The organism is Limnohabitans sp. B9-3, from assembly GCF_002778325.1.
GTDB classification, from domain to species: domain Bacteria; phylum Pseudomonadota; class Gammaproteobacteria; order Burkholderiales; family Burkholderiaceae_C; genus Limnohabitans; species Limnohabitans kasalickyi.
This window is the reverse complement of record NZ_NESI01000008.1, coordinates 13,263-36,374: the sequence shown is the minus strand read 5'-3', so window position 1 is coordinate 36,374 and position 23,112 is coordinate 13,263. Positions and strand designations below refer to the sequence as shown.

The 23,112-nt window shown below is 59.5% G+C and carries 22 protein-coding genes; 8 read left to right on the top strand and 14 right to left on the bottom strand.

Features of this window, described 5'->3' with window-relative positions; translation table 11 throughout:
- The first annotated feature begins 74 nt into the window (after window positions 1-74).
- Together B9Z42_RS12430 and B9Z42_RS12425 are read left to right on the top strand one after the other, a co-directional pair.
- Window positions 75-560, top strand: coding sequence for a helix-turn-helix domain-containing protein (locus B9Z42_RS12430; protein WP_233203643.1), 486 nt, complete (start codon window positions 75-77; stop codon window positions 558-560).
- The gene (locus B9Z42_RS12425; protein ID WP_100133728.1) at window positions 553-1,260 is read left to right on the top strand and encodes a nucleotidyl transferase AbiEii/AbiGii toxin family protein; all 708 of its coding nucleotides are present in this window, start codon (window positions 553-555) and stop codon (window positions 1,258-1,260) included. The genes B9Z42_RS12430 and B9Z42_RS12425 overlap by 8 nt, the downstream gene beginning before the upstream one ends.
- On the opposite strand, the gene B9Z42_RS12420 is transcribed toward B9Z42_RS12425, so the two are convergent.
- The 5 genes from B9Z42_RS12420 to galE all read right to left on the bottom strand — a co-directional run bounded on the left by B9Z42_RS12420 (window position 1,257) and on the right by galE (window position 8,742).
- Window positions 1,257-2,705 (bottom strand): hypothetical protein, encoded by a 1,449-nt coding sequence (locus tag B9Z42_RS12420; protein WP_143474090.1) that lies wholly within the window; start codon window positions 2,703-2,705, stop codon window positions 1,257-1,259. The genes B9Z42_RS12425 and B9Z42_RS12420 overlap by 4 nt on opposite strands.
- Window positions 2,645-3,682: a glycosyltransferase gene (locus B9Z42_RS12415; RefSeq protein ID WP_233203642.1), complete on the bottom strand. Its 1,038-nt coding sequence runs from the start codon at window positions 3,680-3,682 to the stop codon at window positions 2,645-2,647. Before B9Z42_RS12415 ends, B9Z42_RS12420 begins: the two co-directional genes overlap by 61 nt.
- Window positions 3,676-4,692, bottom strand: coding sequence for a glycosyltransferase (locus B9Z42_RS12410; RefSeq protein ID WP_143474089.1), 1,017 nt, complete (start codon window positions 4,690-4,692; stop codon window positions 3,676-3,678). Before B9Z42_RS12410 ends, B9Z42_RS12415 begins: the two co-directional genes overlap by 7 nt.
- Window positions 4,693-4,753: 61 nt before the next feature.
- Window positions 4,754-7,723, bottom strand: a complete 2,970-nt coding sequence (locus B9Z42_RS16455) for a sugar transferase (RefSeq protein ID WP_233203641.1) — start codon at window positions 7,721-7,723, stop codon at window positions 4,754-4,756.
- Window positions 7,720-8,742 carry a UDP-glucose 4-epimerase GalE gene (gene galE, locus B9Z42_RS12400; RefSeq protein WP_100133725.1) on the bottom strand — a complete coding sequence of 341 codons (1,023 nt, stop codon included), beginning with the start codon at window positions 8,740-8,742 and terminating at the stop codon, window positions 7,720-7,722. Before galE ends, B9Z42_RS16455 begins: the two co-directional genes overlap by 4 nt.
- A gap of 139 nt (window positions 8,743-8,881) precedes the next feature.
- On the opposite strand from galE, the gene B9Z42_RS12395 reads away from it, so the two are divergent.
- Both B9Z42_RS12395 and argB read left to right on the top strand, forming a co-directional pair.
- Window positions 8,882-9,751: a hypothetical protein gene (locus B9Z42_RS12395; protein ID WP_100133724.1), complete on the top strand. Its 870-nt coding sequence runs from the start codon at window positions 8,882-8,884 to the stop codon at window positions 9,749-9,751.
- Between the two features lie 47 nt (window positions 9,752-9,798).
- A complete protein-coding gene (gene argB, locus B9Z42_RS12390) occupies window positions 9,799-10,671 on the top strand; it encodes an acetylglutamate kinase (protein ID WP_369806875.1) in 873 nt (290 codons plus the stop codon).
- Between the two features lie 2 nt (window positions 10,672-10,673).
- Here the strand turns inward: argB and B9Z42_RS12385 are convergent, their stop codons facing one another.
- A complete protein-coding gene (locus tag B9Z42_RS12385) occupies window positions 10,674-11,741 on the bottom strand; it encodes a malate/lactate/ureidoglycolate dehydrogenase (protein ID WP_100133722.1) in 1,068 nt (355 codons plus the stop codon).
- A 172-nt stretch (window positions 11,742-11,913) separates the two neighbouring features.
- Here B9Z42_RS12385 and B9Z42_RS12380 point away from each other — a divergent pair, with 172 nt between their 5' ends.
- Window positions 11,914-12,777: a fumarylacetoacetate hydrolase family protein gene (locus B9Z42_RS12380; protein WP_100133721.1), complete on the top strand. Its 864-nt coding sequence runs from the start codon at window positions 11,914-11,916 to the stop codon at window positions 12,775-12,777.
- A 314-nt stretch (window positions 12,778-13,091) separates the two neighbouring features.
- On the opposite strand, the gene ttcA is transcribed toward B9Z42_RS12380, so the two are convergent.
- From ttcA to B9Z42_RS12360, 4 genes are read right to left on the bottom strand one after another with little or no spacing between them, the layout of a single operon-like run.
- A complete protein-coding gene (ttcA, locus tag B9Z42_RS12375; RefSeq protein WP_233203640.1) occupies window positions 13,092-14,003 on the bottom strand; it encodes a tRNA 2-thiocytidine(32) synthetase TtcA in 912 nt (303 codons plus the stop codon).
- A 2-nt stretch (window positions 14,004-14,005) separates the two neighbouring features.
- A complete protein-coding gene (locus B9Z42_RS12370; protein ID WP_100133719.1) occupies window positions 14,006-14,374 on the bottom strand; it encodes a dihydroneopterin aldolase in 369 nt (122 codons plus the stop codon).
- A 1-nt stretch (window position 14,375) separates the two neighbouring features.
- Window positions 14,376-14,765, bottom strand: a complete 390-nt coding sequence (locus B9Z42_RS12365; protein ID WP_100133718.1) for a dihydroneopterin aldolase — start codon at window positions 14,763-14,765, stop codon at window positions 14,376-14,378.
- Complete coding sequence (locus tag B9Z42_RS12360) at window positions 14,762-15,682, bottom strand: SDR family oxidoreductase (protein WP_100133717.1); 921 nt, start codon at window positions 15,680-15,682, stop codon at window positions 14,762-14,764. Before B9Z42_RS12360 ends, B9Z42_RS12365 begins: the two co-directional genes overlap by 4 nt.
- 83 nt (window positions 15,683-15,765) lie before the next feature.
- On the opposite strand from B9Z42_RS12360, the gene B9Z42_RS12355 reads away from it, so the two are divergent.
- Together B9Z42_RS12355 and B9Z42_RS12350 are read left to right on the top strand one after the other, a co-directional pair.
- Window positions 15,766-16,890 carry a class I SAM-dependent methyltransferase gene (locus tag B9Z42_RS12355; RefSeq protein ID WP_100133716.1) on the top strand — a complete coding sequence of 375 codons (1,125 nt, stop codon included), beginning with the start codon at window positions 15,766-15,768 and terminating at the stop codon, window positions 16,888-16,890.
- A gap of 8 nt (window positions 16,891-16,898) precedes the next feature.
- Window positions 16,899-17,093: a DUF2905 domain-containing protein gene (locus tag B9Z42_RS12350; protein ID WP_100133715.1), complete on the top strand. Its 195-nt coding sequence runs from the start codon at window positions 16,899-16,901 to the stop codon at window positions 17,091-17,093.
- Window positions 17,094-17,213: 120 nt separating this feature from the next.
- Here the strand turns inward: B9Z42_RS12350 and B9Z42_RS12345 are convergent, their stop codons facing one another.
- From B9Z42_RS12345 to B9Z42_RS12335, 3 genes are all read right to left on the bottom strand, one after another.
- Entirely contained in the window at window positions 17,214-18,437 is a 1,224-nt protein-coding gene (locus tag B9Z42_RS12345) for a multifunctional CCA addition/repair protein (protein WP_100133714.1), read from the bottom strand.
- Between the two features lie 34 nt (window positions 18,438-18,471).
- Complete coding sequence (locus B9Z42_RS12340) at window positions 18,472-19,164, bottom strand: glutathione S-transferase (protein WP_100133713.1); 693 nt, start codon at window positions 19,162-19,164, stop codon at window positions 18,472-18,474.
- Between the two features lie 168 nt (window positions 19,165-19,332).
- Window positions 19,333-20,256: a complex I NDUFA9 subunit family protein gene (locus B9Z42_RS12335; RefSeq protein WP_100133712.1), complete on the bottom strand. Its 924-nt coding sequence runs from the start codon at window positions 20,254-20,256 to the stop codon at window positions 19,333-19,335.
- Between the two features lie 69 nt (window positions 20,257-20,325).
- Here B9Z42_RS12335 and tal point away from each other — a divergent pair, with 69 nt between their 5' ends.
- Window positions 20,326-21,267: a transaldolase gene (gene tal, locus B9Z42_RS12330; RefSeq protein ID WP_100133711.1), complete on the top strand. Its 942-nt coding sequence runs from the start codon at window positions 20,326-20,328 to the stop codon at window positions 21,265-21,267.
- A gap of 119 nt (window positions 21,268-21,386) precedes the next feature.
- On the opposite strand, the gene groL is transcribed toward tal, so the two are convergent.
- Window positions 21,387-23,033: a chaperonin GroEL gene (groL, locus tag B9Z42_RS12325; protein ID WP_100133710.1), complete on the bottom strand. Its 1,647-nt coding sequence runs from the start codon at window positions 23,031-23,033 to the stop codon at window positions 21,387-21,389.
- Window positions 23,034-23,112 lie beyond the last annotated feature (79 nt).

Here is a 23,112-nt window from a genome sequence, read left to right as displayed (position 1 = left end):
CCATGAAGATTAGCTAAGGTTAAATGTTTCTTTGAATAGACAAAACTGCAATTTTGTATAAAATAAGAAACACTATGACTAAAACCCCCTCGGCACATGACAAGCCAAATGCCACCCAGCTTCAATCCCTTGGGGCAGAACTACGTGCCAGGCGCAAGGACTTGGGCGTGAGCGCCGTGGTGACCTCTGAGGCTGCAGGGCTGTCGCGGGTCACTTTGCATCGCATTGAAAAAGGTGAGCCTTCGGTCACCATGGGCGCCTGGAGCAGCGTGGCCAGCGCCCTAGGCATGCAGCTCAAGCTGGAAATAGAGAAGACGGCAAACGAAGTCGACCTTCAACCCAAAGGCTGGTGGCCTGTGCGCATTGCCTTGGCGGACTACCCGCAACTCAAGGCACTCGCCTGGCAAGTTCAAGGGGCAGACTATTTGACCCCGGTAGAGGCTTACGACATATACGAACGTAATGCGCGGCACTTGGACCTAGCGGCCATGCGTGAGGACGAGCATGACCTGTGGCAAGCGCTGCAGCAAGCCTTTGGCAAAAAGACCAGCCATGTTTAAGCGTCCACATCACCAACGCATTGCGCATGTGTTGAGCGCGCTGGATGCTCAGGTTTTGGCGCAGCACGCCTGCTGGTTCGGTGGCGGCACTTGCATTGCTTTGCGGTATGGGGAGTACCGCGAATCTGTTGATATTGATTTTCTGGTCTCCAATGCGGCAGGCTACCGTGATTTACGGCAATTGCTCACGGGGACCGAAGGCCTTGCACCCATCACTCACCCGAACGCCATGCCGCTGATGTTGGCTCGTGAGGTGCGTGCAGACCAGTACGGTATACGCACACAAGTGCTGATGGACGGACAAGCCATCAAGTTGGAAATCGTGCGCGAAGCGCGGGTTGAGTTGCAAGCGCCCGGACCTGACGACCGTATTTGCGGCGTGAACACCTTGTCTGTGCTGGATCTTGCGACCAGCAAACTGCTCGCCAATGCCGATCGTCAGGCCGATGACGGTGTGTTCAGCCGCGACGTGATTGACCTAGCCATGATGGCGCTGCCCTTGCCCATGCTGCATGCGGCAGTAGACAAGGCCACAGAAGCTTATGGGGCTGCAATCATCAGAGACCTAGCCAAGGCCATAGACCGACTGGAGAACAGAACGGGCTGGCTCGAGCGCTGCATGCAAGTGATGGCCATACACATGCCCAGGGCCGTGCTCTGGAAAAAAATTAGGAGCCTCAGGCGCGTGCTGCCTGCTTAGGCTGTCGAAGCTAGGCCCGTTTCACGCAAGCGAGCCATCCACGCAGTCAGCGCCACCAGTCCCAAGCTGCTGACCAAAGCAAAGGCCAGCATGTGTTGCGCGGCATTCATGGGTTGCGCAAATCCAAGCGGTGCCAGCAACACCACCGCTTGCAGCAGCGCCAACCCCATACAAGCCCACGAGTAACGCGCCGCTGCATGGGTTTGAAAAGGCCGATGGCTGAAGGCCGCCGACAAACAAGCGCTGCCTTGCCACAACACCAGCGGCACGATATAGGCCCATACACCTTCCCAGCGTGCGTCTAGCCATTGCCAGTTCAAAGCGAGCGCACACACACCACCCAATACAACAACCGCACTGAAGGCCGTGAGTCCTAGCCAAACGGCGGCTTTGTGATGGCGTTGCCTCGTTGTCGACAGCAAGTTTTTAGATGGAGCGCTTGCATGGGTCTCAATGTCTTGCTTTTCATGTGCCCCTTGCGCCAATACCACTTGCGCCCAAGCCATGTGCACCACGGCAGGCACAAAGCCCAGCACGCGCAGCAAGGCCGTCATCCACCCTGTTTCTTGTGCGCCGTAGAGGCGTTGCCACACCACAACCAAGGCGGTGGCCAGCAACGCATCGGCCAAGGTGTGTGCTATACGCAATGTGGCGCTGCGGGTGTCAGATTGCTGATGGAGGGAAGCGTCAGAGGCTTCCATGGAAGCTGCAGTAACACCTGATGGCGTTTTACCTTCAGCCATTTCTGTCGCATGTTTTGGCAGCGCTGGGGTTTGGCAAAGCGCAGGTACCAACCAAGCCGCACCTACGGCGTAACCCAAGATCGCAGCGATCACCAGTACCGGTATGTCATACAGATCACCTGACGCGCTGAGCAGACCAAGGCCATGCGCGGTGTCCGCTTGCCGAAGCCACGCCGCTGCTAGCGCAAATACTGCCGCTGTAAACGGCGGTAACACGCGGACTGCCGCTTGCTGCCAAGCGCCGCCCGCGCGCAAGCTGTGGCTTTGCGACAGCAAATTGCCCATCTGAAAAAACCCGAGAAGCAGCACCCACATCAAAGCGGGCCAAAGTGCTAAGTCGCTGAGCCAGACGGCCAAAGCGGCCACCGGTAACAAAGCAAATCCGCGCAGCACGCTGCTGCGACACGCGGAGCGCAGCGCTTGGTTGGCGGGCGTGTGGGCATTGGCCAGCAAGCTCAGAGGCGCTTGCGCCAAAGCCAAGGTCATCCAGAAAAACCCAATTTGGCTGAGCACCGAAAACTCGCCCACTTCTTGCGGCGTGAAGAGCCGCAGCATGAGCAGCGCAAACGCGATTTGGATGCCAAAGGCTAAGGCGCTGGACAGCGCCACCGTGTGGCTGGCGCGGGGGAGTTTCAGCCAGCTCATGAGGCGTCGATCTGCAGTTTTTTCCAAAGCGGCAAATTGTGCAGCAGCGTGGGCCAAGCCAAGCTCTGCACATCGGGCACGCGGTACGGATAAGCGTCTAAAGCTTCACCAAAGCTGAAGACCCACGTTTCAGCATCGTCGTTGAGCAAGTGAAAGTTGCCCTCGACGTTTGCGGCAAAGTTGCGCACCCACGCGTAGTCGTTGCTCACCACGGGCAGTCCGACGGCGCAGTACTCCAAGAGTTTGGTCGAGGTTTGTTGGTGGTACGGCGCCACATTGCTGACCAAGTTCAGGCCAAAGCGTGCGCGCAGCAAGTGTTGAGGCACTTCCGCATGCGGTACACGACCTGTGCAGTTGACTGTGGGCGGCAGTTTTGAACGCAGGTCGTCAGGCACGTCACCCACCAGCAGCAGCGTTCGGTTGGCATCGTGAATGCTTTGCAGCAGGGGCAAGAAGGGCGTTAGGCGGCTCATTTCGCCGAGGTAGACCAAGTCAAACTCAGCGTTAAGGTCGGTCTCATTTTTAGGGAGTACAACGCCTTGGGCGTGAGAAGCGTTGCCAACAAGCCAAGGCGCTTCAGGTCGAGGCTGCGTGTTTCGGGCGTCTAAAAAATACTGCGCCACACCCATGTCGCGCAAATTGCTGGGTACGTCGTCGGCAAAGCCGAGGCGCTCGCGCACCCACGCGTTTTGAAACAGCCGAAAATCAGGGCGGGGCTGGGTCCAGTGTTTGACTTGGTCTTTCAGCCACGCATAGGGCGGCACCGAGGCCGAGGCGTATTCGTGAATTTGAAAGGCATCGCGCAAGCGGCTCGCTTCTGAGTGGGGCACGCGTCCGCAGATCCACCACACCACGTGCGCGTTGTCGGGCACGGTAGCGCTGGTGTCGTGGATGTGGGCTTCATGGCCGTGGGCGGTGATGAACTGTTCGTACGCGTCTAGCTCGGGCAAATACGAGGGGCCATTGCGCACGAAGTGCACCTGCACCAAGGGCTTTTTGTCGGCGGTCTTTAAGGCTTCAAGCTCTTTCAACATGTGCGCAGCACCTCTTGCCATTGCCCAACAAAACTATCGAGCGAGTGACGCGCCACGATGCGGGCCATGTCCGCTTGCACTTGTTCGGGGGGCAGGCTGAGCACGGTCATCACCGCTTCGGCGAGTGCGACGGGGGTGTCGCCACGTGCCAAGAGGTAGGGGGCGTCGCGGTCGAATAGCTCGCGCATGGCGGGGATGGGCAAGGCCACGCACGGCACACCGCAGGCGAGCGACTCCAAGGCGGTCATGGGGCAGCCCTCGTAGCGGGAGGTCAGCAACGTCATGTGCCAAGGTTGGTACAGGCTGGCGCCGCTGGGGTGTTTTCCCAAAAAGTGCACGCGGCCTTGGTAAAGCAAGTCCATGCCGTCGTGCACGAGTTTGTGGTGCAAGGGGCCTTCGCCAACCACGCCGAGTTGGGCGTGATGGGGCAAGAAGCGCATGGTTTCTAGCAAAAAGCCGGGCTGCTTTTCTTCCGACAAACGGCCCACATAGCCCAGCAGCAAGGGCGCTAAGCCTTCGCCGCCGTGGCCTGCATGCACATGCAGCGGCTGGCCGGGGGGCAAGTCGCCCAAACCATTGGGCACCACGGTGCAGCGTTGTTGGCCGCCGAGTTGTTTGACAAACCCCATCAGCGAGTCTTGGGTGGTGCGCGACACGCACACAAAGTGGCTGACTTGTTTGTAAAGCTGTTTGAGCCAGAGTTTTTTGAGCGTCGAGGCCCTCGCAGTGTGCAGCACATCTTGCAGCGGGCCATGCACCCAGCTGACCAACGGTTTGCCGGTGATGGCTTTGAGCGCCGCACCCGCGTAAGTGGGGCCAAAGTTGTGCGTGGCCACGAGGACGTCGTGATCTTTGGCGGCTTGCACCAAGGTGCCCCACGCGGTTTGCCGCCACGGCAGGGCGGTAACTTGCCAGCTTTGTGCAATCAAGCCTTCTGCCAAGGTGCGCGACATGGTTTGCACGCCGCCCCAAGACGATTCTTCCAGCAGCAGGATACGACGGGTATTCATGGCTGTGTCGATGAGGGCAGGGGCTTGAAGAGGGGCGCGTGTAGGCTTTGCAAGCGCAGCCTCAACGAGCGCCAAACCCCGTGCAAATGGTCTTAACGGTTTTGGCCGCGATCAGCAGGTCCAAGGCCAAGGAATAGTGCGCCACATAGTACAGGTCGTAGCTGAGTTTGAGGCGGGTGCTGTCGGTGCTGTCGGCATAGCCTTGCTGCACTTGGGCCCAGCCGGTGAGGCCAGGGCGCACGAGGTGGCGGTAGGGGTAGCTGGGGATGGTGGTGGCGAATTCGCGCACGAAGGGCGCTTGTTCGGGACGTGGGCCAATCAGGCTCATATGGCCGCGCAGCACGTTCCAGAGTTGGGGCAACTCGTCCAAGCGGGTGCGTCGCAAAAAGTGGCCCACTCGGGTGATACGCGGGTCGTCGGCTTGTGCAAAGTGCACGCCGGGCGCTTGCAGGCCATGCACCATGCTCCGGAATTTCCACAGCCTGAACAGCTGGCCGTTGCGACCCACACGTTGCTGAGAAAACAGCGCGGGTCCTTTGGAGTCGAAACGAACTGCTGCTGCGACGAGCACCGACAAGGGCAACCAAAGCGGCGACAACACCACCAAGGCCGCCAAGTCGAGCAGGCGCTTAACGCGGTCGTAGCCGGGGTCGTTGTCGATCTCCCACAGGCTGTCGGCAGCGGTGGGCAGCATCTCGCGGCCACTCATGAGTTCGGCCACGGCTTCAACGCTGTAAAGGCGCAGGTGCTGCATCTTCAGTTGGCCCAGTAGCTGCGTGCGCTCAGGCGTGGCAGGCACATGCCGATCGAGCACCAAGCCGTCGCAGGCGGGCAGGGCGGTGTTGGCACGTGGGTTCCAGTGTTGCAAATCGACAGCGCGCGGGTCCAGCGCTTGCGGGTGCAGGCAAGCAGCGAGTTGGGCGGGCACGCTGGCATCCAAATGCACCAAGCGCAAGGCGCGGTGTTTGACCAAGCGGTGATGGCCCCACCACAGCCACAGGCTGGTGACCACATAGGCCCACAACACTGCTGCGCGTGAGTAGGGTTGTTGCAGCAAGGCAAAGCCCAAGGGGGTCAGCACAAAGGGCGCCACGGTGGACACCCACAGCACGCCGCTGCGCTCAGCCACGGGCAGGTGCGAGGCGCGCAACAGCAAGTGGCTGGCCACGATGTAGGGCAGCACGCACCACCACAAGGTGTCGCCAAATTGGTAAGTCATCACGCCTGCGTCTTCAAGTAACTGAGCGGCGAACAGACTGGGGGGCAGCATCCACGCGCCCCACAGCGTCCAGCTTTGCAAGGCGTCGCGGCGGCGTACCGAGGCCGACACCAAGGCTGAGCCCACGGCGTTGTCGTCGGTGTGGGGGCGCGAGGTGGCGGCGTCATCGCGCTGGCATTGCTGGTAGACGTCCATCACTTGTTCGGCCATGTGCTCGACGGCGAAGTTGTTCTCGAAACACTGTTGCGCGGCGCGGCCCAAGCGCTTGCGCAAATAGGGCTCGCGCACCAATCGCATGAGTTGCTCAGCCACGGCCTCGGGTGTGTTGGCGACCAGCAGGCCTTCTTGGCCGGGGATGAGTTGCTCGCGAATGCCGGGCAAGTCGCTGGCCAAAATGCCTAGGCCTGCACGCATGGCTTCGAGCACCGTGATGGGCATGCCTTCGTGGTCGGAGAGCAGTACAAACACATCGTGTACTGCTAACAGTTCGCTGACGTTGTTCACGTCGCCCAGCCACGTGACTTCTTGCAAGTTGAGTTCTTGCGCCAACGCCTCGTGCGCAGCACGCAGCGGTCCATCACCCGCCAAGCTGATGGGCAATTCGTAGCCCAGCGTGTTGCGCACTTGGGCCAAGGCGCGGAGTAGCACGTCGTGGCGTTTGGGGGATTTCATGCGCGCCACCATGATCAAGCGCGGCTTGGTGGTGTGCACGCTGACGGGAGCGGCTGGAGTGAGGGAGTTCGAACTTTCTTCGAGTGATGAAACTAAGTTAGAGCCCTCTCTCGCATCGACTGTGGCTGCTTCGTCGGCAGACGTCATGGGCAGTGGCGTTGCCAATTTGGCAATGCCGTTGGGAATGACGTGCACCCGCTCTTGCGCGATGGGCAGTTGGTAGGCCAGCTCGCGCTCGTGTTTGGAGACACAAATCATGTGCGTGGTCGAGCCCGACAAGGCGCGCTCGGCCAGCGATGCCATTTGGCGGCGCAGCCACGGAATTTCGGGTTTGAAGCCAAAGCCATGCACGGTGTAGACCACAGGGCGTGCCGTGCGTTGGCAGGCCAAGCGTGCCGCCAAGCCTGCGATGGCGCTGTGGGCATGAATCAAATCGGGTGGGGTGGCGGCGATCAGCGCGGTCAATTGTTGGATGGCAGGCCACAAGCGCCACGGGTTGAGCGACTCCACCATCTCGGGCATGGGGCACACGGTCACGCCCAAGGCGCGCAGTTGTTGGCCCAACACCGAAGCTTCTTCAGGGCCACCAATGACCACGGTGAAGTGAATGCGCGATTGCAGCGCTTCGCACAACGCCAGCACATGCGATTGCGCGCCGCCCGCTTCGCCTTTGGTGATGACCAGCATCACATGCGGTTTGGCAGTGTTGTCTTGTTGCGCCGATTCCGCTGCGGCTTTGGCCCACGGGTTTTGGCGTTTGGGTGGTGTGGGTACCAAGTTGGCCAGCTGCAAGGTGGCTTCGACGTCCACGCTGGGCATGGGGGCTGGCGCGGGAACGGCGGCTGGCTGCAAGGCTTCTTCTGTAGGTGTGCTGTCGGTTGCTGGAGACGTGGCGACGCTTGGCGCCGTTGACTCGGACGGGGTTTGCGTCGGCAATGCGGCATGCAGGGCTTGTGCTGCCGCGCTGGGCGATTCGACGGGCACATCTGCCAAAGCTTCCGCTGGCACGTCCTCAAGCACTTCAGTTTTCGCTGAAGTTTTGCGTTTGGCGCGTGGCTTTTTGACGGCGGCTACAGGCGCCGCGTTCGAAGCCGGAAAGTCGTCAAACAGGGACAGCGTGCCGTCGTCGGGGGTTTTCATAGGGGGGTGTCGAAGCCTTGTGGGTTCATCGATTGCCAGCGCCACGCATCGGCGCACATGCGGTCGAGGCCGAGTTCGGTTTGCCAGTTCAGCAAGGCTTTGGCTTGGCGCGCGTCGGCCAAGCATTGCGCCACATCGCCGGGGCGGCGGGGCACCACGTTGTGCGGGATGGGCACACCATTGACGCGGGCAAAGGTGTCCACCATGTCTTGCACGCTCACGCCTTGGCCGGTGCCGAGGTTGACGGTCAAAAGTTTGGGTGTGTCCAAGGCGCGCAGGGCGGCTAAGTGACCGGCAGCCAAGTCGACCACATGCAGGTAGTCGCGCACGCCCGTACCGTCGGGTGTGGGGTAGTCATTGCCAAAGATCTGCAAGGCTTCGCGCTGGCCCAAGGCCACTTGCGTGATGTAAGGCATGAGGTTGTTGGGGATGCCGTTGGGCGCCTCACCCAGCAAGCCACTTTCGTGCGCGCCCACAGGGTTGAAGTAACGCAGGATGGCGATGTGCCAACGTGGATCGGCAGCGTGCAACTCGCGCAGCGCGTCTTCGCACATGAGCTTGCTGCGACCATATGGGTTGGTCGCGGTCAGCGTGGCGGTCTCAGGGATGGGCACGCTCACGGGGTCGCCGTACACAGTGGCCGACGAGCTGAACACGATGCGGCGCACGTTGGCGCGGCCCATGGCTTGCAGCAGGTTGATGGTGCCGCTGACGTTGTTCTCGAGGTAGCGCAGGGGTTGGGCCACCGACTCGCCCACGGCCTTGAGACCCGCAAAGTGGATGACGCCTGCAAAGTTGTAACGCGCAAACAGCGCATCCAAGGCGGCTGAGTCGCGGATGTCGGCCTGCACAAACTCAATCGGGCTGGCGTTGAGGCGGGCCAAGCGGTCCAGCACTTTGGGGCTGGAATTGCACAAATTGTCCAAAATCACCACGGGTTGACCGGCTTGAGCCAGCGTCACCACCGTGTGGGAGCCAATAAATCCGGTGCCGCCGGTGATCAAAATAGGAGGTGTCATGGTGGAATTTATGTGAGTGACAGAATTATCTACTGCGAGTGTGACTCTGCCGCCCTAAAATAAATGCCAGCACGAGGCCCCGTGCACGGTTAGCACGGCCTCTGGCAGTTTTCTATCTTTTTACCTTTTTAGTACTTCCATGAAACGTCAACACCCTTCCCATACAGCGGCGCAAGGCAGCGCCGAATCTTGCATTGCCCTCATCGACGCCCGTTTTTTAGCGTGGTTGCAAGGCCAAACAGAGGGCGGCCAAGACCCAGTGCGTCAACAATTGCACGGCTTGCTGGGCAACGCCCTGGCTCACAACGGCTTGGACTTGAACCTGCGCCGCATTTACTGGTACAGCGACACCCCCGATGAGCAAGCGTACGACGCGCAAATCAGCCGCGCCGTGATGCCTCACAGCCAAGACGGTGGTTTGTCGATGTTGCGCACCTTGGGTGCGGATTTGAAGCGTTTGGCCGAGCGCGGCGCGTGCGACCACATCTTGGTGGGCAGCGACGACGAGCGTTTGCTGGCGCTGATTGACGAAGCGCAGTTGCATGGTGTGGCGGTGCATTTGTTGGCGGACGAAGCCTCGCGCAACATGAGCCAGCTCAACCGCGACGACCCAGGTTGGGCCCGTTTGCTGTCGCAAGCCGACCAGCGTGTGGTGTTGGGTGCACAAGCCTTGCGCGATGGCGCCACGCCGCGCCACGCCAGCTCCATGCACGCCGTAGCCCCGATCGACCCCGAACAATTGCGTGCGCAACTGGGCACCGTGATCAACACCTGGTGGGCCGATGAGCCTGAAGACTTGCGCGAAGAGCTGCGCGAAGAGTTGCAAAACACACGCGGCATTCCGCAAGAGGTGGACCGCCAGTTGCTGTTGGGCGTGCGTCGTGTGTTGGAGCGTGCGTTGAGCTTCCAAGAGAAAAAGCTCTTGCGTGAAATGGTGCGCGACCTGGTGTTGGGCCCACAAGCCGCACAAGGCTTGGCGTCGTCACCATCGGTTGACCACGCAGACTGAACACCTCTTTACCATCCCAAAAACTCACCCTGACGGAGTTACACCGCATGAGTAATTTGTCTCCCGCTGACATCCTGGCCCAAGCCCTGCCGTACATCCGCAAGTTCCACGGCAAAACCTTGGTCATCAAATACGGCGGCAACGCCATGACCGACCCGGCGCTGCAAAAAGCGTTTGCCGAAGATGTGGTGCTGCTCAAGCTGGTGGGCATGAACCCCGTCGTGGTGCACGGCGGCGGCCCGCAAATTGAAACCGCCTTGAAGCGCTTGGGTAAAACCGGTGCGTTCATTCAAGGCATGCGCGTGACCGATGCCGAAACCATGGAAGTGGTGGAGTGGGTGTTGGGCGGCGAAGTGCAGCAAGACATCGTGGGCTTGATCAACCAAGCGGGTGGCAAGGCCGTGGGTTTGACGGGACGCGATGGCGCGATGATTCGCGCCAAAAAGCTCAAGCTGCATGACACGCAAGACCCCAGCAAAGAGTACGACGTGGGCCAAGTGGGCGACATCGTCAGCATCGACCCCAGCGTGGTGAAGGCCTTGCAAGACGACGCGTTCATTCCCGTGATCAGCCCCATTGGCTTTGGTGAAAACAACGAGAGTTACAACATCAACGCCGATGTGGTGGCGGCCAAATTGGCCACCGTGCTGAATGCTGAAAAGTTGTTGATGCTCACCAACATCCGTGGCGTGCTCGACAAAGCGGGTGAGTTGTTGACCGAACTCACACCGCGTCGCATTGACGAGTTGTGTGCCGACGGCACCATCAGCGGCGGCATGATTCCGAAGATCGCTGGCGCTTTAGATGCCGCCAAGAGCGGCGTCAATGCGGTGCACATCATCGACGGCCGCGTACCGCACGCCATGCTGCTGGAGGTGCTGACCGAGCAGGCGTTTGGCACCATGATTCGCTCGCACTGAGCTCAGAGCGTGACGCCCACTTTGCGTGCGGCGTCTTGAATTTCTTGCCAAGTGGCATCGTCGACAACGATGCCATTTTTTTTGCGTGCTGCGCGTGCCGTGCGTTCGCGCTCGCCCGCCACCACCACGCCGTCGCTGTTGGGGCTGGCGGGGCTTTGGCGCAGCCAGTCGATGAAGGCCAAGGTTTCTTGCGCAAAGCTCAGTTGTGTGCCCAAAGCCTTGGGGTCGATGATGATGCTGAGCATGCCGTTGTAGACCGAGCGCTTGGCGTCCGCCGCCCTGTGCCAGGTGCCGCCGCCACTCAAAGCGCCACCCAGTAACTCGCAGGCCACCGCCAAGCCAAAGCCTTTGTGTTCGCCAAAGGTCATGAGTGCGCCATAGCCGCCATTGCTTTGCGGCACCACCACCACACCGGGCCGAGTGGTGGGTTGGCCGTGTTCGTCGATCAAGGTGCCGGGCGCGACTTCTTTGCCCTCGTTGTGGGCCACGCGCATCTTGCCTTGGGCCACGCGGCTGGTGGCGAAGTCGAGCACAAAGGGCTCACGGGTGGTGTCGTCCATACCCACAGGAATGCCAATGCAACATGGGTTGGTGCCAAAGCGGCCATCGCCGCCGTGCCACGGAGCCACCACGGGGCGAGAGAGCACATTCACAAAATGCAGCGACACCCAGCCGCGCGCCACCGCCATTTCGGCGAAGTGACCAATGCGGCCCAAGTGGTGCGCATGCGCGAGCGACATGATGCACGCGCCGTGTTGTGCCACCCGCTCAAACGCGAGGTTCATGGCTTGCACACCCACGGTTTGCCCAAAGCCTTGTTGACCATCGAGGCCCAGCAGCATGCCGCTGTCCACCCGCACCGCCACGTCGCTGTTGGGTGTCAAACCGCCCTCCAAAATCGCGTCGATGTAGCGCGGTGCCATGCCCACGCCGTGCGAGTCGTGGCCGCTGAGGTTGGCCATCACCAAGTTGGCCGCCACGGCTTGGGCTTCGCTGGCGCTGCTGCCGGCGGCCACAAAAATGCGGCTGATGTGCTGTTCGAGGTCGTGGGCTTGGAGGGTGATGGGCATGGGTTTTAACTAGGTTGAAGTGGGGTGTAATCGTCATACCATAATATTCTTGTGCGCTGTCTGTGGCGACTCGGGGAAACCAGTAAGCCCCCTGAGCGCTGTCACGTTGGTGCAGTTGGACGGCGTGGTGCACGTCATAATTCTTGAGAATTTTTAACCCGAAAGGCAATTCATGAAACTGGTTCGATATGGCAACCCCGGCAAAGAAAAGCCCGGACTGATTGATGCAGATGGCAAGTTGCGCGACCTGAGCAAGGTCATCAAAGACGTCACCCCCGATCAACTCAGCGACAAAGCGTTGGCCAAAATCGCCAAGCTCAACACCGAGAAGTTGCCTTTGGTCAAAGGCAAGCCACGCATGGGTTGCCCCGTCGCCAACATCGGCAAGTTCTTGGCCATCGGCCTGAACTACGCCGACCACGCCGCAGAGTCGGGCATGCCGATTCCCAAAGAACCCATCGTGTTCACCAAAGCCATCAGCTGTATCCAAGGCCCCAACGACGACGTGATGCTGCCCAAGGGCTCGGTCAAGTCGGACTGGGAAGTGGAACTGGGCATCGTCATCGGTACACAAGCACGCTATGTGTCGCAAAAAGACGCGTTCAACTACGTGGCCGGCTACTGCTTGATCAACGACGTGAGCGAGCGTGAGTACCAGTTGGAGCGCGGCGGTTCATGGGACAAGGGCAAGGGTTGCGACACCTTCGGCCCCATCGGTCCTTGGCTGGTGACGCGTGACGAAGTGCCAAACCCACAAAAGCTGGGCATGTGGTTGGACCACAACGGCGTGCGCATGCAAAACGGCAACACCAAGACCATGATCTTCGGCGTGGCCAAAATCGTGAGCTACGTGAGCCAGTTCATCACCTTGATGCCCGGCGACGTGATCTGTACCGGTACGCCTCCTGGCGTGGGTATGGGTGTGAAGAAAGACGGCAAGTCAGCACCTGTGTACTTGAAGCGTGGTGACACCATGACTTTGGGGATTGAAGGTCTGGGTGAGCAGCATCAGAAGGTTGTGGCTTTTAAAGCTTGATCTTCTTTTGTACTGTTTAAGAAGCCACTCTTCGGGGTGGCTTTTTTTCGCTCCGGTGAGGGCGCATCACGCGCATGGGGTGCGGCGGCTTCCTCATGATGGGTACATAAAATCGTCAGCCGCCGCACCCCATGCGCGTCATGCTTTGGGTTATTCGAAGTGATCTATGCGTGAGGCGTACGAGCGAAGCAACGTACTTCGCAGACTTCGGGGAGGGGCTTAGGGCGGGTGACGATTTTATGTACCCATCATGAGGAACCCGCCCTAAGCCCCTCCCCGAAGCGAGCTCAGCAAAAAGCAAAAAAGCACGAAGCTTAAAGCTTCACCACCTGCAACCCAGGCAAAGTTGGCATCGGAAACTCTTCACGATCAAACCCTTTGTCCCCATCTTCCGACGCCACCCCCGTGGTCACCAAGTTCTTGAAATCAAACTTCGTGTGGTCCATCAAATGCGAAGGCACCACGTTTTGCATCGCTGCGAACATGTTCTCAATGCGGCCCGGAAACTTCTTTTCCCACTCCCGCAACATCTCCCCCACCACTTGACGTTGCAAGCCGTCTTGGCTACCACACAGCGTGCACGGAATGATGGGGAACTGGCGCACTTTGGACCAACGCTCTAAGTCTTTCTCGGCCACGTAGGCCAAGGGGCGGATCACCATGTGGTCGCCGCCGTCGCTCACGAGTTTGGGCGGCATGGCTTTGAGCTTGCCGCCGAAGAACATGTTCAAGAAGAAGGTTTGCAAGATGTCGTCGCGGTGGTGGCCGAGCGCGATTTTGTTGCAGCCCAACTCGCCCGCCACGCGGTACAAAATGCCACGGCGCAAGCGCGAGCATAGGCTGCACATGGTTTTGCCTTCGGCAATTTTGTCTTTGACGATGGAGTAGGTGTCTTGCGTTTCGATGCGGAACTTCACGCCCACTTGTGCCAAGTATTTGGGCAGCACCTCGGCAGGAAAGCCGGGTTGCTTTTGGTCGAGGTTGACCGCAATCAGCTCAAAGCTGATGGGGGCGCGCTGCTGCATCATCAGCAAGATGTCGAGCATGGCGTAGCTGTCTTTGCCGCCGGACATGCAGACCATGATCTTGTCGCCTTCTTCGATCATGTTGTAGTCCACGATGGCTTGACCGACTTGGCGGCACAGGCGTTTTTCGAGCTTGTGGTTTTCGTGCTCGATTTTGATTTGCTTCGGGTCTTTGTTGAGGTCTTTTTCAGCGGTCGTCATAGTCACCATTGTCCTGTTTCCATGCGAATGGCCACTTCGCAGTCTTCAAAAATTTCGAGTTTGGCGATTTTCACGCGAACGCCCAACACGCCAGGCAGTTGCATGAGGCGGTGTGCGAGTTTGCCAATCAGCGTTTCGAGCAAGTTGACGTGCTCTGCCGTGCATTCGGTGATGATGATTTGGCGCACCTTGCGGTAGTCCAACACATGACAAATGTCATCGTCGTGGGGCATCAGGGGTTGTGTGCCCAAGTTCAACTCGGCATCGACTTGAATGGGCTGTGGCCCCGTCTTTTCGTGCTCCAAGATGCCAAGGTTGGCATCAAAGCGCAGGCCGGTGAGGTTCAACATTTGGGTGCCTTTGCTGGCCATGTCAGAGCACTCCAGGTTTGGCGCGGAACGCCTCAACGCCCACGGCTTCGCAGTCGGGGTAGACGTCGGGTTTGCGGGTGGACACACGCGCGGCCATCACGCCACTGTGATCGAGCAAGCGGGTCAAGATGTCGTCACACAGCGTTTCTTGCAGGCCAATGTGGCCGCGTGCAATGCGCTCGTGCACGACGTTGCGCACAAAGTCGTAGTCCACCACTTCGTCGATGTGGTCGTCTTTGGGGCGCGTGCCTTCCAGCGAGACATACAAGTCGACATCAATGATGAGGCGTTGCGCAGCTTGCAACTCAAAGTCGTGAATGCCAATGTTGGCTTGCACGGTGATGCCGCGCAAAAACAAGCGGCGGTAGTGGCGTAAAAGGGTGTCGGTCATGATTTGAAAAGTTCCTCGACCACGAACATCACGTCGCGTGCGAGCGGAAGCAAATGCTGGCCGTTGTCCACGCGCACGGTGGTGCCGGTGATGCTGGCGTTGCCCGCCAAAAACACCACACTGCTGGCGACGTCGGCGGGGTTGATGGGCTGGCGCAGCAAGTTGGCTTGAGCGGCGCGGTCGAAGTTATCTTGGGTTTGAGGGCCGCTCAGGTACATCAGCCCGGGTGCCACAGCGTTCACACGCAAGGTGGGCGCAAGCGACTGGGCCTGCAGGCTGACCGCGCGCTCTAGCGCAAGCTTGGACAGCGTGTACGAGAAGTAATCGGGGTTGAGGTTGTAGACCTTTTGGTCCAGCACATGGATGATGCTGGGCTTAGGCTGGTGCGATGCAGAAGCAGAAGCAGAAGCAGAAGCAGAAGCAGAAGCAGAAGCAGAAGCAGAAGCAGAAGCAGAAGCAGAAGCAGAAGCAGAAGCAGAAGCAGAAGCAGAAGCCGCTAAGGTTGCGGTTTGCTCTGGCGCTTGCTGCGCACTCGCATGCAGGTTAGCCAGCCACTTGCCAAACCGCATAGGTGCCATCAAATTGACTTTCAGCTGCGCCAAGGCTTGGGCTTCGTCAAAGCTGTCGCCTTCATCGGGCACAAACAGGGAGGCGTTGTTGACCACGCAGCGCAGGGCCGTGCCTGTGGTCACCACGGCTGTGTCAAACATGTGCTGGCAGCTGTCTTCGTCTTCTAGTTCACCTTGCACGGCTATCGCGTCCACGCCCAAGTTGCGCAGCTCGGCGCACAAGGCTTGCGCTTGCTCGGCTGATCGGTTGTAGTGGCAGGCCACGTTCCAGCCTGCACGTGCGAAGGCCAGACCGATTTCTCGGCCTAAGCGAACACTGCCGCCGGTGATGAGTGCCCAAGAGCGCATGGTGAGAAGATGCCTGTGTAAGAAGGATTGGAAGACGCGATGTGCGAGGTGCAGTACAGGGTTCGCGTTACGATCTGCACCGCATGAATTCTCACCAATTATCCAACGACCCGGGCCAGCAGGCCTTGTACACCCTGATTCAACGCAGCATTACCAATGCGGGCGGCTGGTTGGGGTTTGACCGTTTCATGGCATTGGCGTTGTATGCACCTGGCCTGGGCTACTACGCCAACAGCTTGCGCAAGTTTGGTTTGACGCCTGAAAGCGGCAGCGACTTTGCCACCGCACCCGAAATGTCGCCGCACTTTGGCTGCACCTTGGCGCACCCAGTGCGCGAAGCCTTGACGGTGACCGGCACCGACGAGGTGTGGGAGTTTGGCGCGGGCTCTGGCGCTTTGGCCAAGCAGCTGCTCGACGCTTTGGGTGATGCGGTGCAGCGCTACACCATCGTCGATTTGTCGGGCAGCCTGCGCGCTCGCCAGCAAGAGACTTTGGCCTCGCATGCCCACAAAGTGCGCTGGGTCGATGCCCTGCCCGAGCAACTGAGCGGCGTGGTGGTGGGTAACGAAGTGCTGGACGCCATGCCTGTGCAACTGCTAGTGCGCAAGAGCGGTGTTTGGCACGAGCGTGGTGTAGTCTGGCGCGAGGATGCGTTGCAATCGGAAGATCGCGTGACCGAGCTGCGTCCCCCCGTTGACGTTCCCGGCGATCACGATTATTTGACCGAAATCCACAGCCAAGCGGAGGCGTTTGTGGCCACCTTGGCGGATCGCTTCAAGGCCGGCGAATCCGCCACCGGCAAAGGCGGTGCAGCATTTTTGATTGACTACGGTTTTCCCGAGGGCGAATACTTTCACCCCCAGCGCCACATGGGCACGCTCATGTGCCACCAGTTGCACAAGTCCGACACCGATCCGCTGCAAGACGTGGGCGCCAAAGACATCACCGCACACGTCAACTTCACCGGCGTGGCTCTGGCGGCGCAAGATGCGGGGCTGCATGTGCTGGGCTACACCACCCAAGCGCACTTCTTGATCAACTGCGGCTTGCTGCCGCCTTTGGTCGATGCGCCTATCGCCGAGAAGGCGATGGCCCAAAAGCTGATCACCGAGCACGAAATGGGTGAGTTGTTCAAAGTGGTGGCCTTCGGCACGTCCGAGTGGGAGCCCATGGGCTTCGCGCATGGTGATCGCAGCCACACCCTTTAAGGCCTGACATGACCCGCTGGCTGATTGTGGTTTTCCTCGCCTTGTTGCTGATCAACGCCGTCACGCCGTGGTTGCAAAAAATGGGCTTTGGTCGGTTGCCTGGCGACATTCGCTTCAAGATTTTTGGACGAGAGATTTTTATCCCGCTGGCGTCGACCATCATTCTCAGCCTTGTGTGTGCTGGGATTTCCAAGATTTTGTGAAATTCGTCTGGCGCTGTGATGCCAATCGGAGAGGGAGGTGCCTGCGTCAGCGACATCGAGCTGCGAAGCGGCGGAGGAGCAGAGCAGGCACCTCCCTCTCCGATTGACGCGTTTGGCGGGCTAACTCAAAGCGGCGGCTATTGCCGCTTCTCTGGCGTTGTCTAGGCGTTTGCCTATGGCGGGGCCTTTTAGGCCTTCTTCTATGGCTTGGGCACTGACTGCGGCGCTGTCGACGGACTGAGCTGCCTTCAGCAATAAAGCCAACCTCTGGCCTTGCGTATACGCCTCGTCTTCTTTACCCAATCGCCCGCGCGCATCACACTCGCAAGCTTGCAGGGCCAATAAAAACCGTTCTGGCCGGCGCAGGGCATCGCAGCGCATCAGCAGGCGCAAGACGGCTTCTGCACCAAAGCTGCCGCTTTGGTGGATGTTGCCGTGTTCACGCGCCACCAACTCCGCCAATTCTTTGCAGTCCACGGGCACGCGCCAACGGGTGCACAGGGCGCGGGTGAGTTTTTCGCTGCGCTGTTCGTGGCCGATGTGGCGCGGCAGCACGTCGGCGGGTGTGGTGCCTTTGCCGAGGTCGTGGCACAGGCACGCGAAGCGCACGTCCAGCGGCGCGTTCATGCGGGCGCTTTGGTCGAGCACCATTTCGAGGTGAATGCCGGTGTCGATTTCGGGGTGGTACTCGGCGCGTTGCGGCACGCCGTAGAGTTTGTCGACTTCGGGCAGCAGGCGCTGCAGTGCACCGCAGTCGCGCAGCACTTGCAGCATGCGCGAGGGGCGTGTGGCCATGAGGCCGCGTGAGAGCTCTTGCCACACACGTTCGCTCACTAAGGCGTCGACTTCGCCGTTGTCCACCATCTCGCGCATGAGCGCCAGGGTTTCGGGGGCCACGGTGAAGTCGGGAAAACGGGCGGCAAAGCGGGCGAGGCGCAAGATGCGCACGGGGTCTTCGCGGAAGGCGTCGGTGACGTGGCGCAGCACTTTGGCTTGGATGTCGCGCTCGCCGCCATAAGGGTCGATGCGCTGGCCGTGGGCGTTTTGGGCGATGGCGTTGATGGTCAGGTCGCGGCGCGCCAAGTCTTGCTCTAAGGTGACGTCGGGCGAGGCGTGGACCGCAAAGCCGTGGTAGCCGCGTGCGGTTTTGCGTTCGGTGCGGGCGAGTGCATATTCTTCGCGGGTGTCGGGGTGCAAGAACACCGGAAAGTCGCGGCCCACAGGCACAAAGCCTTGGGCGACCAAAGCCTCAGGGGTGCTGCCCACCACCACCCAATCGCGGTCTGCCCCGGGGTAGCCCAACAGGGCATCGCGTACGGCACCACCGACCAAATATGTGTTCATGCCACGAGTGTAAAACGTGGCCCTTGCTGTCGCGTTAGGCCTGCAGGCCGGGTGCTTCGTGGATGAAAAAGTCGGCGTCTTGTTCCGCCTTGGCGATCCATTCGCCCACGCTAGGCAGCGCCGCGATGCGGTTGATGTAAGCCTGAACGGGGGGCGAGACGGGCAAGGCGTAGGTGCGTATGCGCATGCACATCGACACAAAGTACGCATCAGCGATGCTGAAGGGACCAAACAACATGGGGCCGCCACTGAGTTTGAGCTGGTTTTGCCACATGTTGACCAAGCGGTTGAGGTCGTCACAAAACGCGTTGTTTTTTTGGATCAAGCGCTGGCCAATGGCGGGCAGCCGCGCTTCAATGTTCATGGGGCACATGGCGCGGAGTTCTTGAAACCCTGCATGCATTTCGGCGCACAGGCTGCGGGCGCGGGCACGGGCGGTGCGCTCGACCGGCCATAAATTCAACTCAGGGTGAACTTCCGCTAGATATTCGCACACGGCCAGTGAGTCCCACACGGAAGGGTTGCTGCCGAGTGATGGGTCGATCAACACCGGTAACTTGCCCAAAGGCGTGACAGCACGCAGTGTCTTTTTGACGTCAACGGTGTCAGGGCCCTCGTCGCGCACGGGTTGCTCGTTGAACGCAATGCCCGCTTGCTTCATGAGCACCCAAGGCCCCATGGACCACGCGTCGGTGTTTTTATCGCCGATGAACAATGTGTAAGACATAAGCACCTCATTAATTGAATACTTTGTAGTGTATTTGTTTAATGAGTACTTAATATTTATATAAATTGAATTTTGTTACTTTTTATGATTTTGTTGTTTTGAGGAGACGCTTGTCTCACCGAGTGGTGATCGGAGAGCGTAGGGGCCAGAGCCAGTTTGTTTTAGAGCTCAGTGTGGCGCAGCTGCGGGTGAAAACACGCTGATGAGGTGCTGCGGTTGAGATACCCCAAGCGCTGCCAGTCCCAGCGCATGCCCGCTGGCCACGTTGTCGACCTTCATCGACGCCAAGTTGTCGCGGCTCATCACCGTGGGGCCGGGGGCGAGCTCCATCAGCACGGCTTGCAGCCAAGCGATGGCATGCGGCAAAGGCAGCACGGGGCGTTCGTGGCCGATGTGTCGGCCCGCGATGTGCACCAATTCGGCTAAGGTGAACACGTCGGGCCCGCAGGCTTCGTAAATCTGCCCCGCGGTGGTGGGGTCTTGCAAACTAGTCACGATGGCTTGGGCCACGTCTTGCACCCAAACCGGTTGAAAACGGGTGCCAGCGCCTGCTAGCGGCATGAACGGAAACACGGTTTGCAGCTTGGCAAACAGGTTGATGAAGGCATCATCCGCCCCAAAAATGACGCTGGGGCGTAGCAGCGTCAGGGCGAGGTCTGAGGTTTGCACGGCCTGTTGCAACACCTGCTCACCGTGGGCTTTGCTGCGTTGGTACAACGACGGGCCTTGCGCGTTGGCCCCCAGAGCGCTGATGTGCACCAAGCGGGTCACGCCCTCGGCTTTGCAGGCTTTGGCCAAGCTGCGAGGCAATTGCACATGCACGCGGTCAAACGCGGCCTCGTCGCCGTGCAGGATGGCCACCAAATTGACCACCGCATCGTGGCCACGCACCAAGGCTTGCAGCTGCTTGGCGTCGTGCACATCGGCTTGGATGACCTCCACACCCGGCAGCATTTGCACGCTGCGTGCGGGCAAACGACGGGTAGGCACGGTGATGCGGTGGTGCAAACGGCAAAGCGCCTCGCAGACATGGCGACCGACGAAGCCAGAGCCACCAAGGACGAGAATTTTTTGAGGGGTAGCGGTGTTCATCCCCACAATGTAAGTTGAGTTGACGTGTCATGCGGCTTCGGGGTCATATTCGCACTAGATAATTGCGTCATGAACCAACTCGACGCTCTCAAACAATTCACCACCGTCGTGGCCGACACAGGCGACTTCAAGCAACTCGCTCAGTTTCAGCCGCAAGATGCCACCACCAACCCTTCGCTGATTTTGAAGGCGGTGCAAAAGCCCGAATACCTGCCCTTGCTCAAAGACACCGTGGCCGCCCACGGCAACGAGCCCATGGACGCGCAGATCGACCGCTTGCTGGTGCGCTTTGGCTGCGAGATTTTGGCCACCATTCCCGGCCGTGTGTCGACCGAAGTCGATGCGCGTTTGAGCTTTGACACCGCGGCCACCGTGGCCCGCGCCAAACGCATCATGGCGTTGTACGAAGCGCAGGGTGTGAAGCGTGAGCGCGTGCTCATCAAAATTGCCTCGACGTGGGAAGGCATTCAAGCCGCAGCCGAGCTGGAGCGCGAAGGCATTCGCACCAACCTGACGTTGCTGTTCTCCTTCGCCCAAGCGGTGGCCTGTGGCGATGCCAAAGTGCAACTCATTTCCCCATTCGTCGGGCGCATTTACGACTGGTACAAAAAGTCGGCTGGCGCTGCATGGGTGGAGGCTGACAACGCCCAAGCCAACGACCCCGGCGTCAAGTCGGTCCGCGCCATTTACAACCACTACAAACGCCACGGCATCGCTACCGAAGTGATGGGTGCGAGCTTTCGCAACGTGGGCCAAATCACGGCCTTGGCGGGCTGCGATTTGTTGACCATCGCGCCCGAGTTGCTGGCGCAGTTAGGTGCATCGAACGAGCCCTTGGCACAAGCCTTGAGCGTATCTGCCGCTGTGCAGCTGGACTTGCCAGCGGTGCACCACACCGAGGCTTCATTCCGTTACGCGATGAACGAAGACGCCATGGCCACCGAGAAGTTGGCCGAGGGCATTCGCGCGTTCTGTGTGGATGCGGTGAAGTTAGAAGCCTTGATGCACTAAGCGCTGTCACGCGCACGCCAACAAAGCGCAAGCGAAAAAAATCCCCGCAGGGCTTACGCCTTGCGGGGATTTTTTGTTTGGCAAGAGCACCGAAGTGCTCAGGCAAAGCAGCGGGGCAATTACATGCCCATGCCGCCCATACCGCCCATGCCGCCCATGTCAGGCATGCCGCCAGCGCCGGACTCTTCTTTCGGTGCTTCGGAGATCATGCACTCGGTGGTCAACATCAGCGAAGCCACTGACGCTGCGTTTTGCAAAGCAGTGCGTGTCACTTTGGTGGGGTCCAAGATGCCCATTTCGATCATGTCGCCGTAGGTGTCGTTCGCAGCGTTGAAGCCATAGTTGCCCGAACCGGCCAACACAGCGTTCACCACCACCGATGGCTCGCCACCGGCGTTGTACACGATTTCGCGCAGAGGCGCTTCGATGGCTTTCAACACCAGCTTGATACCGGCTTCTTGGTCAGCGTTGTCACCTTTGATGGTGCCAGCCGCTTGACGTGCACGCAGCAATGCCACGCCGCCGCCAGCCACGATGCCTTCTTCCACAGCAGCGCGGGTAGCGTGCAGGGCGTCTTCAACGCGGGCTTTCTTTTCTTTCATTTCGACTTCGGTGGCAGCGCCGACCTTGATCACGGCCACACCGCCAGCCAACTTGGCCACGCGCTCTTGCAGCTTCTCGCGGTCGTAGTCAGACGTGGCTTCTTCGATTTGCACGCGCACTTGTTTGACGCGGGCTTCGATGTCTTGTGCAGCACCTGCGCCGTCGATGATGATGGTGTTTTCTTTGCCCACTTCGATGCGCTTGGCTTGGCCGAGGTCAGCCAAAGTCACTTTTTCGAGGGTCAAGCCAACTTCTTCAGCGATCACTTTGCCGCCGGTCAAGATGGCGATGTCTTCCAACATGGCCTTGCGACGGTCACCAAAGCCTGGAGCCTTGACAGCCACAACCTTCAAGATGCCACGGATGGTGTTCACCACCAAAGTTGCCAAGGCTTCGCCTTCGACTTCTTCAGCAATGATCAACAAAGGACAGCCAGCTTTGGCAACGGCTTCCAATGTAGGCAGCAGATCGCGGATGTTGCTGATTTTTTTGTCGAACAACAACACGAAAGGGTTGTCCAACAAAGCAGCTTGCTTTTCGGGGTTGTTGATGAAGTAAGGCGACAGGTAGCCGCGGTCAAACTGCATGCCTTCAACGATGTCGAGTTCGTTGTCCAAAGACTTGCCGTCTTCGACAGTGATCACGCCTTCTTTGCCCACTTTGTCCATGGCTTTGGCGATGATGTCACCGATGCTGTGGTCGCTGTTGGCAGAGATCGAACCGACTTGGGCGATTTCTTTGGTGGTGGTGGTGGCTTTGGTGGCCTTCTTCAGCTCTTCGATCAATGCAGACACTGCCTTGTCGATGCCGCGCTTCAAGTCCATCGGGTTCATGCCTGCGGCCACGTACTTCATGCCTTCGCGCACGATGGCTTGGGCCAACACGGTGGCAGTCGTTGTGCCGTCGCCCGCGTTGTCAGAAGTCTTGGAAGCAACTTCCTTGACCATCTGCGCGCCCATGTTTTGCAGCTTGTCTTTGAGTTCGATTTCCTTGGCCACAGACACACCGTCCTTGGTCACGGTAGGGGCGCCGAAAGAACGCTCCAGAACCACGTTACGGCCCTTAGGGCCCAGAGTCACTTTGACCGCGTTGGCCAAAATGTTCACGCCTTCAACCATGCGTGCGCGGGCTTCGCCGCCGAAAATTACGTCTTTTGCTGCCATTTTTTTAACTCCAAAATTTATTTAATCAGTTGAGGACAGAGCGACTGGGCGCTGCGCGCGTCAGTCGGTCTGTCCCGCA